The 12,530-nt window shown below is 58.3% G+C and carries 12 protein-coding genes; 3 read left to right on the top strand and 9 right to left on the bottom strand.

Annotation, left to right across the window (positions count from 1 at the left end):
- Positions 1 to 181: 181 nt before the first annotated feature.
- Positions 182 to 958: a histidinol-phosphatase gene (gene hisN / locus QE432_RS04420; RefSeq protein ID WP_003511569.1), complete on the top strand. Its 777-nt coding sequence runs from the start codon at positions 182 to 184 to the stop codon at positions 956 to 958.
- Positions 959 to 1,011: 53 nt separating this feature from the next.
- Here hisN and QE432_RS04415 read toward each other — a convergent pair whose 3' ends face one another.
- A complete protein-coding gene (locus QE432_RS04415) occupies positions 1,012 to 1,953 on the bottom strand; it encodes an alpha/beta fold hydrolase (protein ID WP_065704486.1) in 942 nt (313 codons plus the stop codon).
- Between the two features lie 385 nt (positions 1,954 to 2,338).
- On the opposite strand from QE432_RS04415, the gene hspL reads away from it, so the two are divergent.
- A complete protein-coding gene (gene hspL, locus QE432_RS04410; protein WP_003511572.1) occupies positions 2,339 to 2,821 on the top strand; it encodes a heat shock protein HspL in 483 nt (160 codons plus the stop codon).
- A 66-nt stretch (positions 2,822 to 2,887) separates the two neighbouring features.
- Here the strand turns inward: hspL and QE432_RS04405 are convergent, their stop codons facing one another.
- Positions 2,888 to 3,907 carry a bile acid:sodium symporter family protein gene (locus QE432_RS04405; RefSeq protein WP_025595317.1) on the bottom strand — a complete coding sequence of 340 codons (1,020 nt, stop codon included), beginning with the start codon at positions 3,905 to 3,907 and terminating at the stop codon, positions 2,888 to 2,890.
- Between the two features lie 99 nt (positions 3,908 to 4,006).
- On the opposite strand from QE432_RS04405, the gene QE432_RS04400 reads away from it, so the two are divergent.
- A complete protein-coding gene (locus tag QE432_RS04400) occupies positions 4,007 to 4,867 on the top strand; it encodes a LysR substrate-binding domain-containing protein (RefSeq protein ID WP_065704488.1) in 861 nt (286 codons plus the stop codon).
- 18 nt (positions 4,868 to 4,885) lie between these two features.
- Here QE432_RS04400 and glpK read toward each other — a convergent pair whose 3' ends face one another.
- The 7 genes from glpK to QE432_RS04365 form a co-directional block, all read right to left on the bottom strand.
- Positions 4,886 to 6,385 carry a glycerol kinase GlpK gene (glpK, locus tag QE432_RS04395; protein ID WP_306623436.1) on the bottom strand — a complete coding sequence of 500 codons (1,500 nt, stop codon included), beginning with the start codon at positions 6,383 to 6,385 and terminating at the stop codon, positions 4,886 to 4,888.
- A 69-nt stretch (positions 6,386 to 6,454) separates the two neighbouring features.
- On the bottom strand, positions 6,455 to 8,176 hold the full coding sequence (locus tag QE432_RS04390; RefSeq protein ID WP_003511579.1) for an ABC transporter substrate-binding protein: 1,722 nt from the start codon (positions 8,174 to 8,176) through the stop codon (positions 6,455 to 6,457).
- A gap of 76 nt (positions 8,177 to 8,252) precedes the next feature.
- The gene (locus QE432_RS04385; protein WP_013761935.1) at positions 8,253 to 8,546 is read right to left on the bottom strand and encodes a DUF2160 domain-containing protein; all 294 of its coding nucleotides are present in this window, start codon (positions 8,544 to 8,546) and stop codon (positions 8,253 to 8,255) included.
- 1 nt (position 8,547) lies between these two features.
- A complete protein-coding gene (locus tag QE432_RS04380) occupies positions 8,548 to 9,471 on the bottom strand; it encodes a carbohydrate ABC transporter permease (RefSeq protein WP_003511581.1) in 924 nt (307 codons plus the stop codon).
- A gap of 3 nt (positions 9,472 to 9,474) precedes the next feature.
- Entirely contained in the window at positions 9,475 to 10,341 is an 867-nt protein-coding gene (locus QE432_RS04375; protein WP_003511582.1) for a carbohydrate ABC transporter permease, read from the bottom strand.
- Between the two features lie 2 nt (positions 10,342 to 10,343).
- Entirely contained in the window at positions 10,344 to 11,414 is a 1,071-nt protein-coding gene (locus QE432_RS04370) for an ABC transporter ATP-binding protein (protein WP_013761936.1), read from the bottom strand.
- Positions 11,415 to 11,427: 13 nt separating this feature from the next.
- Positions 11,428 to 12,498 (bottom strand): ABC transporter ATP-binding protein, encoded by a 1,071-nt coding sequence (locus QE432_RS04365; RefSeq protein ID WP_306623433.1) that lies wholly within the window; start codon positions 12,496 to 12,498, stop codon positions 11,428 to 11,430.
- Between the last annotated feature and the right edge of the window lie 32 nt (positions 12,499 to 12,530).

The raw sequence follows: 12,530 nt of genomic DNA, 5'->3' as shown, positions 1-12,530 counted from the left end.
TCACGCTACGCATTATATGCACAATTGTCAATCATTTTATTTTATGCACTTTTTTTAGGCTTATGCTGAAAATTTGGAATCGGCCTTGCTTGCATCCGTACGTGTGGACGGCGGGTGCAATTCCGGTCTATGCATTTCGCCATACAATTCAGGCCCAATAATTCAGGCAATGAGGTTTCGCATGCTGCCCGACCGGGATTTCTTCTTCAAACTTGCCGAAGCCGCCAGCGCTGAAACGCTTCCCCGCTTCCGCACAGGCATTGCCGTCACCAACAAGGAGGACGGCGGCTATGACCCGGTGACGGAAGGCGATCAGGCAGCAGAAAGCGCCATTCGCGCCCTCATCGAGGCACGTTTCCCGCAACACGGCATTCTTGGTGAAGAACACGGCAATGTCGGTCTCGATCGCGAACATATCTGGGTTATCGATCCGATTGACGGCACACGCGCCTTCATTTCCGGCGTGCCGGTCTGGGGCACGCTGATCGGCTTCCAGTCGGCCGGTCGCGCTTCGATGGGCATCATGGATCAGCCCTTCACGAAAGAGCGTTATTTCGCCGACGGCGAGGCCGCATGGTATTTCGGGCCGGATGGTGAACGCAAGATCCGCACGCGCGAATGCGCTTCGCTGTCGGATGCTGTGCTGTTCACCACGACACCCCATATCTTCACGGCGGAAGAAAAGCCCCTTTACGACAAGGTGCAGGATCAGGTTCGCCTTTTCCGTTATGGCGTGGATTGTTACGCCTATTGCCTGCTTGCCGCCGGCCATGTCGATCTGGTGATCGAATCGGGCCTGAAGCCCTATGATGTCGGCGCGCTCATTCCGGTGATCGAACAGGCAGGTGGCATTATCACCACCTGGGATGGGGGTCGTCCGGAAAATGGCGGCCGCATTCTGGCAGCCGGTTCCAAAGCCGTGCACGAACAAGCGCTCGCCATTCTTTCAAAACTGTAGATGGTACGACTGACGGGGATGGCGCAAACCGCGCCATCCCCGTCATCGCCGCGTCATTCCGGCGCGAAAAAGGCGTCAATGGCCGCCAGCGCCTGTTTGCGGAAAACGTCGCGCTCATGCAGCAATTCATGGCGAGCACCGGTTATGGGAAGAAGCTGCGCCGCGCGGAAGTTGCGCGAGAGTTCCTCCTGCGCCTTATAGGGCGTGATCGTATCCAGCATCGGCGCAAGAATGAGGGTGGGAATGGTTATGTCCGTCAGATGGTCCTGACGGGTCACCCGACCCATCGTTTTCAGCGCTTCATAAACCCATCGCGCTGTCGGTGCGCCGATGAAGAGTTCCGGAAATTGCCGATGCAGCGCAAGATTTCTGGCAAAACGTCTGGCGTCAGAGGTCAGCGGGTTGCCATCGAAATCCCGTTCGCGCTGATCCCTGCCGAGCTGAAGCTTTCCAAGACCCAACAGGCTTAAAGCGGTCGCGACCAGCCGGATGACGGACGAAGGAACGGATTGCTGGCTGTCCAGCTCGATAAAGGGCGAACAAAGCGCCAGACGGTCGATCCTGTTCGACAGGCCGGGTGCTGCGGCCAGTGCTGCAAGTGCGCCGGTTGAATGCGCGATCATGAAGAATGGCAGCCGGGTATCCGGCAGCACCACCTGTTCGAGAAACAAACTTATATCGCGCTTGTAGTCGGAAAAACGTCGTACATGCCCGGCGCCTGGCTTCTTCAGCAGCCGTTCGGAACCGCCCTGCCCGCGCGTATCGAAGGTCGCGACCCAGAATCCCATGGCCGTCAGATCGCTGACGGTCTCGAGATATTTCTCGATACATTCGTTGCGACCATGCAGCAGAACCACGGTTCCGCGCGCAATGTGTCGGCTGGCGCGGAAGATCGCGTATCGAAGCTGTTTGCCGCCGTGGCCGGTGAAATAACCGACGGTATGGTTGCCGGGAACCGGGTTGTCTTCGCTCTCGCGCAATGTGGCTTCGATCATCGGTCTTTTCCGGCTTCTCTGCCTTTTCGGGATAGGTCGGCGGCGGCGGAAGGTCAAAGAAAAAATTGCCGGAACCGTCGGTTAAAGCAGTCGCGGTTCCGGCGAATAGGACAGAAGAAGAAGGGACGTTATTGCTTCTGCCACGGAGCATGTCTCCGATGACGGATATTTATGGCTCTCAAACTGAACGATGCTGGAACCGGATGTTCAGCGATGGTTCATCTTGTTGTCGCCCTTTCCGCTTTAATTCGCCCCCTTGACGGAGCGCCAAGCCATTCCCATCTCATTCATGCGGCCGCCAGAACGGGGCCGCGCCATATGTCCGGCCGTCGCCAGAACGGGACGCCGGATCAACCGCAAACAGTCGCTTCATAAGGAGGACACCATGCGTCACGTCGATTTTTCCCCCCTCTATCGCTCCACCGTCGGTTTCGACCGTCTTTTTTCGATGCTCGACGGCCTCGGCCAGCCCGAACAGGCCCAGTCCTATCCGCCCTATAACATCGAGCGGACGGGTGAAAACGCCTATCGTATAACCATGGCGGTTGCAGGTTTCGATGAAACGGAACTCAGCATAGAATCCCGTGCCAATACGCTGACGGTGAAAGCCGAGAAGGCTGCAGATGAGAAGTCGTCTGAAGGCGAGTTCCTGTATCGCGGCATTGCCACGCGCGCTTTCGAACGCCGCTTCCAGATGGCCGATCATGTCGAAGTCCAGACCGCTTCCCTGAAGAATGGCCTGCTTCACATCGATCTCGTCCGCAATATTCCGGAAGCCATGAAACCGCGCCGCATCGCGATCTCCTCCGACAGCGCAGATGCGCCGAAGACGATCGAAGCACAGGTCACGCCGGCCCAGGTCAACTAAGCCGATCCGGATGTCAAACGAACGGCCCCGTAAGGGGCCGTTTTTTGTTTGCCGAAAATTCAGCCCTCAGCGGGTGGATACTGCCGCGCCTTCCGCAGCGACAGTTTCCGTTATCGCTGCTTTTTCATGGGCCTTGCGGGCATAACGCTGGGCCAGCACTGCGCAGACCATCAGCTGAATCTGATGGAAGAGCATGATTGGCAATACGATTGCGCCGATGCTCTGGCCGGCGAAGATCGCTCCTGCCATGGGCACGCCGCTGGCAAGGCTCTTCTTCGACCCGCAGAAGGTGATGGTGATTTCATCCGCCTTGTCGAAACCGAGCGCCCGGCTGCCGAACATCGTCACGCAGAGAACAAGCGCCAGAAGAACGATATTGATGCCGATGACAACGCCGATATCGCGCACGGAAAACGTCTGCCATATGCCTTCGATAACTGCTTCGGAGAAGGCAAGATAGACCACCATCAGGATGGAACCGCGATCGACCGGCGACAGCAATTTCTTGCGTGCCCTGATCCAGTCACCGATCCACGGCTGCAGCACCTGGCCGGCGATGAAGGGCAAGAGCAGTTGCAGGAAGATTTGCAGGAACGCATCCAGCGAAAATCCACCACCATGGCCACCGACCGTGAACAGCAGCCCGACCAGCAGCGGCGTCAGCACCATGCCGAAAATATTCGAGGCGGAGGCTGAACAGATCGCGGCAGGCACGTTTCCGCCTGCCATGGATGTGAAGGCGATGGACGATTGCACCGTCGACGGCAGGACGCAGAGAAACAGCACACCCATATAAAGCGGTGCCGGCAGAATGCTCTCGGGAATGAAACCGATCGCCACGCCCAGCAATGGGAAAAGGCCGAAGGTGACGAGAAGGATCGCCATGTGCAGGCGCCAGTGCAAGATACCCGCAATCACCACATCCCGCGACAGCCGCGCGCCGTGGAGAAAAAACAGCAATGCGATTGCCAGTTTCGTGGCAAGCCCGAAATACACCGCTGGCTGTCCGCTGATCGGCAAAAGGGAAGCCAGGATCACGGTGGCCACCAGCATCATGGTGAAACGGTCAGGCAGGAAGCGGGTCATGGGAGGTCTTTCCGACATCGGTTTTTCTTGAAATATCCCATACTATCGCTCATCATGAATTCGGATGCAAAGACTAACAGTTATCACGATATGAGATAAATGCTGAACCTTCAACATCTTGCCAGCTTCGTGATGCTTCAGCAAACCGGCAGCTTCACGCTGGCTGCGGAGCGGCTGGGCATCGGCCAATCCACCGTCAGCCAGCATATTCAGCGGCTTGAGGCGGCACTTGGCCGTCGGTTGATTGCGCGCAGCACCCATCAGGTGAAGCTGACGGGCGAAGGCGAGGCGCTGCTCGGTTATGCCCGCAATATGCTGGAGATCGACAGCAGGGTTTCATCGCTGTTCAGCGAAAACCGCCTGCGCGGGCGCTTAAGGCTCGGCGTTTCCGAGGATTTCGTCGCCAGCCGGCTCACCGCCATTCTGGAAGAATTCATCCGCCTCTATCCCTTGGTCGATCTGGAGCTGACGGTGTCGCTGAGCGGCGTGCTTTACCAGATGCAGGATAATGGCGAGTTGGACGTCGTGCTCGCGAAACGTCGACTCGGTGATAAGCTCGGCCACTTCCTGTACCGCGAACCTCTGGTATGGCTCGCGCGTGACCCGGAGCGAATGCTGAGCCAACCGGACGCCCTGCCGTTGATCGCCTTTCCGCCGCCAAGCATTACTCGAAAGGCGGCACAGGAAGCGCTGGATCGGGCAGGTCTCGCGTGGCGGATCGTCTGCACCTGCGGCAGCCTTAGCGGACTGACCGCTGCCGCAAGGGCGGGCATGGGGATCCTCGTGCAACCGCGCAGCATGGCGCCAGCCGGCCTCAGGGAGATTGAGGCTGATGTGCTGCCGGCGCTCGAAGACGTAGAATTCGTGCTTCAGCCAAGTAAGGGCGCGGACACAAAACTGGTACGCGCCCTTTCCGATCTGGTATCCAGCAAGAGCATCGCACCGGGCAGTTTTGCGTAAAAAAGACGCTTGCTTGCGTCAATCTTCCCGTTTCGAGAGGCAGCGGCCAACACTATCACGCCACCCCGCGATGGCGCTCTTACGCTCAGTCTCATCCATATCTGGCAGAAAACGGCGATCCCGTTTCCAATGGGCGGCAAAGGCCTCCCGGTCCGGCCAGATGCCGGCGCGCGATGCTGCGAGCCATGCCGCACCGAGAATGGTGGTTTCCAGAAATACCGGCCGGTCAACCGGTGCAGCGAGAATGTCCGCCAGCCGCTGCATGGTCCAATCCGAGGCAACCATGCCGCCATCGACTCGGAGCACCGTCTTGCCATTGTCGCCCGCCCAGTCGTTGCGCATGGCGTCCAGAAGATCGAAGGTCTGATAGGCGACGCTTTCGAGTGCCGCGCGGGCGAACTCCGCAGGGCCGGTGCCGCGCGTCAGGCCGAAAATAGCGCCCCGCGCTTCGGCATCCCAATAGGGCGCGCCAAGGCCGGTGAAGGCCGGCACGAGATAAACCCGCTGCTTGGGATCAGCCTTTTCGGCAAGCGCGCTGACTTCAGACGCGACCGATATGAAACCGAGCTCGTCACGCAGCCATTGCACGGCAGCGCCGGCAATGAAGATCGAGCCTTCAAGCGCATAGGTCGTAACGCCATCGAGACGATAGGCAATGGTCGTCAGCAACCGGTTTGTCGAGGCGACCCGGTCGGTGCCGGTATTGAGAAGCGCAAAGCAGCCGGTGCCATAGGTCGATTTCATCATGCCGGGTTCGAAGCAGGCGTTACCGATAACGGCAGCCTGCTGATCACCGGCGACGCCGAGGATCGGAATTTCCGCGCCCAGAAGCGCCTTGTCCGTTACGCCGAAATCGGCGGCGCAATCAAGCACCTCCGGCAGCATGGCGCGGGGAATGTCGAGGATGGACAGCAATTCGTCATCCCAGGCATTGTCCTCGATATTGTAGATCAGCGTTCGCGAGGCATTGGTAGCGTCGGTCACATGGCGGCGACCGCCGGTGAGGCAATAGATAAGGAAACTGTCAACCGTGCCGAAGCAGATTTCGCCCTTCACGGCTTTTTCGCGAAGGCCGCTGACGCTGTCGAGAAGCCATTTCAACTTCGTGCCGGAAAAGTAGGGGTCGAGCAGCAGACCGGTCTTTTTCGAAAAGAGCGGCTCCAGCCCCCTTCGTTTCAGATCCTCGCAAATTGGTGCAGCACGGCGATCCTGCCAGACAACGGCCCGATGCACGGCCTCGCCCGTATTACGGTCCCACAGCACGGTCGTTTCGCGCTGGTTGGTGATGCCGATCGCCTCGATATCGGAAGCGGAGATGCCGGCATCGGCAAGCGCCAGCCGGATTGTTTCAAGCACGCTTTTCCAGATATCCTCGGCATCGTGTTCGACCCAGCCGGAGGCCGGGAAATGCTGCGGAAATTCTCGCTGGCCGACACCGATGACCCGCATGTCGCGATCAAAGACCATCGACCTTGTCGATGTCGTCCCCTGATCGATCGCCAGAATATAACCGCCCATTATGTCACTCCCTTTCAAACGCAATGACGGGGCGGCAAAGCCGCCCCGGTTTAAGATTTCACGCAGACATTACTTCTGCCAGCTTTTGACCAGCTCGTCGTAATTGACGGTGACCGGCTTTTCCTTTTCGTTGGCAATCTTCAGCTGCGGTGCCAGATTGCCCTTCGAAACGGCGTCCTTGTTCCAGTAGTCGATATCGTGTTCTTCCGCCAGTTTTGGGCCGATATCGCCCTGCACACCGGCGCGCTCGATACGGGCCATGACTTTTTCCTGCTCGGCGCAGAGCGAGTCCATTGCGGCTTGAGCGGTTTTGGCACCCGAAGATGCATCGCCAATTGCCTGCCACCAGAGCTGTGCCAGCTTCGGATAGTCAGGCACGTTGGTGCCGGTTGGCGACCATTGCACGCGAGCGGGCGAGCGATAGAACTCGATCAGACCACCAAGCTTGGCGGCCCGGTCCGTGAAGCTCTTGTGATGGATGGTGGTATCGCGAATGAAGGTCAGACCAACATGGCTCTTCTTCACATCCACGGTCTTGGAAGTTACGAACTGCGCGTAAAGCCATGCGGCCTTGGCGCGATCGTCAGGGGTGGATTTCATCAGCGTCCACGAACCCACGTCCTGATAACCGAGCTTCATGCCGTCCTTCCAGTAGACGCCATGCGGGGAAGGTGCGACGCGCCATTTCGGCGAACCGTCCTCGTTCACGACAGGCAGGCCGGGCTTGGCCATATCGGCAGTGAAGGCCGTGTACCAGAAGATCTGCTGGGCAATGTTACCCTGCGCCGGCACCGGACCGGATTCGGAGAAGGTCATGCCCTGCGCTTCTGGCGGCGCAAATTTCTTCAGCCATTCGAGATATTTCTCGATGGAATAGACCGACGCCGGACCGTTGGTATCGCCGCCGCGTGCCACGCACGAGCCGACCGGCTGCGACTTGTCGTTGACCTTGATGCCCCATTCATCGACAGGCAGGCCGTTTGGCAGGCCCTTGTCGCCGTTGCCGGCCATGGAAAGCCAGGCATCGGTGAAGCGCCAGCCAAGCGACGGGTCCTTCTTGCCATAGTCCATATGGCCGAAGACCTTCTTGCCGCCGACATCACGGCCGGTGAAGAATTCGGCAATATCCTCATAGGCCGACCAGTTTACGGGCACACCAAGGTCGTAGCCGTATTTGGCCTTGAAATCGGCCTTATTCTTGTCGTCGTTGAACCAGTCGTAGCGGAACCAGTACAGGTTCGCGAATTGCTGGTCGGGAAGCTGGTAGAGCTTCTTGTCCGGTGCCGTCGTAAAGGCGCTGCCGATGAAGTCCTTGAGATCTAGGCCGGGATTGGTGACGTCCTTGCCCTCATTGGCCATGAAATCCGTGAGGTTGCGCACCTGCTGGTAACGCCAATGCGTGCCGATGAGGTCGCTGTCATTCACCCACCCGTCATAGAGGTTCTGGCCGGTCTGCATCTGGGTCTGAATCTTTTCGACGACGTCACCTTCCTGGATGATGTCGTGCGTGACCTTGATGCCGGTAATAGCGGTAAACGCCGGTGCCAGGACCTTCGATTCATATTCATGTGTTGTCAGGGATTCGGAAACGACCTTGATGTCCATGCCAGCAAAAGGTTTCGCGGCATCGATAAACCATTGCAGTTCCTTTTCCTGATCTGCACGCGAAAGCGACGACATATCGCCGATTTCTTTGTCCAGAAATTGCTTTGCCTCCTCCATTCCGGCGAAAGCGGAACCTGTCATTGCCAGCAGCATGGCTGCCGTCGTCGTCATCAGATGCCGTCGCATATCAGTCCTCCCAAGGGTTGCGATTGCACGAAGTCTGCCGGGTGCGGTTTTCCTCCGCCGCACCGTTCTTCCTGCTCTAGACGAAACGGAAAACGCCAATTGCGTAAACCGCCGACAGAGCGAGAGCCCACCACAGGTTCGGGCCGATCAGCCCGAGCCATGCAAGATGAATGAAAGCGCTGCCGAGCAGCGAAATGAACAACCTGTCGCCACGCGTTGTCTCGAAACGCAGCAGGCCGAAGCGGGGGTTGCCGCCGGGCGAGAGCTGTTCCCAGAACCACATCCCAACCAGCAACACGGCGATGGCACCGAAAAACGCGGCCGTCTGCCAGGTCCATGCCATCCAGGTGAAATCGGGCATCTTCGTCATGTCAAACCCTCCCCAGCGCAAAGCCCTTGGCGATGTAATTGCGAACAAACCAGATCACCAGCGCACCGGGTATGAGTGTCAGCACGCCGGCGGCGGCAAGCAGGCCCCAGTCCATGCCGGCGGCAGAAACGGTTCTCGTCATGGTCGCGGCAATCGGCTTGGCGTCGGTCGTCGTCAGCGTGCGGGCGATCAGAAGCTCGACCCACGAGAACATGAAGCTGAAGAAACAGGCGACACCGATGCCGGAGGCAATGAGCGGCATGAAAATCTTCACGAAGAATTTCGGGAAGGAATAGCCGTCAATATAGGCGGTCTCGTCGATTTCCTTCGGTACACCCGACATGAAACCTTCGAGAATCCACACCGCCAGCGGCACGTTGAACAGGCAATGCGCCAGCGCCACGGCAATATGCGTGTCGATCAGCCCGAAAGCGGAATAGAGCTGGAAGAAGGGCAGCGCGAAGACGGCAGGTGGCGCCATGCGGTTGGTCAAAAGCCAGAAGAACAGGTGCTTGTCGCCCAGGAAGCGGTAACGCGAGAAGGCATAGGCCGCCGGGAGGGCCGCCGAGACCGAGATCACCATATTCATGACGACGTAGATGATCGAGTTGATGTAACCCGAATACCAGGATGAATCCGTGAAGATCGTCCGATAATTCTGCAACGTCGGCTGGTGCGGATAAAGCGTCATCGACGAGACGATTTCTGTGTTCGTCTTGAAGCTCATATTGATAAGCCAGTAGATCGGCACGAGCAGCAGGATGATGTAGATCGTCGGCACCAGCCAGGAAAAGCGCGATGGCCCATGGCGGCGGCGCGATCGTGAATTCGCAGCAAGGCCTGATATTCTTGCCGAACTGGCTCTTACCGGTGGATTGCCGATACCGTTGAGTTCCACGCTTGTGGTGACATCAGAGGCGCTCATGTCTCAAGTCTCCGCGTCGTGGCTGGTCATCACGGTGTAGAACACCCAGGACAACAGCAGGATGATGAGGAAGTAGATCAGCGACATGGCGGCCGCGGGACCCAGATCGAACTGGCCGAGCGCTACCTTGACGAGATCGATGGACAGGAAGGTGGTGGAATTTCCGGGGCCGCCGCCGGTGACGACGAAAGGCTCGGTATAGATCATAAAGCTGTCCATGAAGCGCAGCAGGAATGCGATGAGCAGCACCCGCTTCATCTTCGGCAACTGAATGAACCGGAAAACCGCAAAACGCGATGCGCCATCGATCCTTGCTGCCTGATAATAGGCATCCGGAATGGAGACGAGGCTGGCGTAGCACAGGAGGACGACGAGGCTTGTCCAGTGCCACACATCCATGATGACGACGGTGATCCATGCGTCGACGGGATCGTTGACGTAGTTGTAATCAAGCCCAAGCTGATTGGCGTAATAACCCAGCAACCCGATATCGCTGCGGCCGAACACCTGCCAGATCGTGCCTACCACATTCCATGGCACCAAAAGCGGCAGCGCCATGGTGACGAGGCAGACCGGCACGCCGATGCCGGATTTGGGCATCTTGAGCGCGATGAATATGCCGAGCGGAATTTCAATCGCCAAAATGATGCCGGAAAATACCAGATTGCGTCCGAGCGCGTTCCAGAAACGGTCGGAGCCAAGAATTTCCTGAAACCATTGGGTTCCCGCCCAGAAGAATTGGTTGTTGCCGAAGGTATCCTGCACCGAATAGTTCACGACCGTCATCAGCGGGATGACGGCGGAAAAGGCGACCAGCACCAGAACCGGCAGCACCATGAACCACGCTTTGTTGTTCCAGGTCTTTTCCATGGTCAGGCCCCCATCTTCACACGCCAGGAATCGGCAAAGACACCGATAGCGGCCGGATCGAAGCGAACACCCGCTTCTGCCGGAATGTCCTCCTCCTCCGGAACGACAATCGCAAGCTTTTGGCCGGCGAACCGGGCGCGAACGATCTTTTGCCGGCCGATATCTTCGACCTTGTCAACGGTGATGGGCATGCCACCCCGCTCCAGCCGAACGAATTCCGGGCGGATGCCGATTTCGATCCGCTTCGATCCATCCACCACCGGCACGCCGGCAAGCGGAACGCCAAGGCCGCCGACAACCGCCGTTGCGCCATCGATGCTGGCAGGCATCACATTCATGCCGGGCGAACCGATGAAGTAACCGACGAACGTATGTCCCGGGCGTTCGAAAAGCTCGGCGGGTGTGCCGATCTGGACGATCTGTCCGTCATACATGACCACCACCTTGTCGGCGAAAGTCAGCGCTTCGGTCTGGTCGTGCGTGACGTAGACCATGGTGAAACCGGACTGGCGGTGGAGGCGCTTCAACTGTGAGCGCAGCACCCATTTCATATGCGGATCGATCACCGTCAGCGGCTCGTCGAAGAGGATGGCATTGACGTCGGATCGCACCAACCCGCGCGCCAGCGAAATTTTCTGCTTCTGGTCCGCCGTAAGTCCGCGCGCGTGGCGTTTGGCCATGCCGGAAAGATCGGTCATCTCGAGAATTTCCCGCACACGGCGGTCGACTTCGGCTTCCGGCACTTGCCGGTTGCGCAGCGGAAAAGCCAGATTGTCATAGACTGTCATCGTGTCGTAAACGACCGGGAACTGGAATACCTGGGCGATGTTGCGATCTTCGGTGGAAAGATCGGTGACATCCGTTCCGTCAAAGGCGATGCGACCTTCCGAGGGGCGCAGCAAGCCGGAAATGATGTTGAGCAACGTGGTCTTGCCGCAGCCGGAAGGGCCAAGCAGCGCATAGGCACCGCCATCCTCCCATTCGTGATGAACTTCCTTCAGGGCATAATCACCTGCCGCCTGCGCCTTGGCGTTGTAAGCGTGGCGGATATGATCGAGCGTGATGCGTGCCATGATCGATCTCCCCTTAAGCCGCTTCGCCGATGGCGTGGCCGTGTGTATCGAAAGCCATCAGGTGCCGCGTATCGAGAAACAGTTCGATCTCCGTGTCCGGCTCGATGTCGTGAATGCCCTGCGCCAGCATCACCCAACGCTGGCCAGAAAATTCCACATGTACGAAGCTTTCCGATCCGGCGATCTCCGAGATCAGTGTCCGCGCCCGGATGGATTGCGCCGCCTGTCCCTTTTGCTGGGGGAAAAGATGATGTGGCTGGAAGGCAATGGTCACTGGACCGTCAGGCATGGCAGCAAGATGCGCCGGCACCGGCACAACCGCATGGTCGGCGCGCGTGAAGGCGCCGCCCGTCTTGATGACCTCGATGGTGTTGAGTGGCGGATCGGCAAATATTTTCGCGGTTACTATATCCACCGGACGCCTGTAAACTTCGATCGTGCGGCTGAATTGCGTTACCTTGCCCTCGTTAAGCGTCGCGGTATTGCCACCAAGCAGCAGAGCTTCGGAGGGTTCCGTCGTGGCGTAAACAAAGATCGCACCGGATTCGGCAAAGATGCGCGGCAATTCCTCACGCAACTCCTCACGCAGCTTGTAATCGAGATTTGCGAGCGGCTCGTCGAGGAGCACCAGATTGGCGTTTTTGACGATGGCGCGGGCAAGTGCCGTGCGTTGTTGCTGGCCACCGGAGAGGTTGAGAGGCGTACGATCGAGATAGGGCGTCAGCCTCAGAAGCTCGGCGGCCTTCCTCACCTCCCTGTCGATCGTTGCCTTGTCTTTGCCGGCAACGCGCATCGGCGAGGCGATGTTTTCATAAACGCTGAGCGCCGGATAATTGATGAACTGCTGATAGACCATGGCGACGTTGCACTTCTGAACCGGCCAGCCCGTCACGTCGTCCCCATTAAAGAGAATCGTACCGCCACTTGGCTTGTCCAGCCCGGCCATCAGCCGCATGAGTGTCGTCTTGCCCGAAAGTGTCGGTCCAAGCAGGACGTTCAGGCTTCCGCGCTGCAACGTCAGATCGGTCGGGTGAATATGATATTCACCGCCGGCCATCTTCGAGACGTTTCGCAATTCAAGCATGGTGATCCAAAGCCTCCTCCGCTTTTTGATTC

The organism is Agrobacterium sp. SORGH_AS_0745, from assembly GCF_030818995.1.
GTDB lineage: Bacteria > Pseudomonadota > Alphaproteobacteria > Rhizobiales > Rhizobiaceae > Agrobacterium > Agrobacterium tumefaciens.
This window is presented reverse-complemented; position numbering and strand designations above follow the sequence as displayed.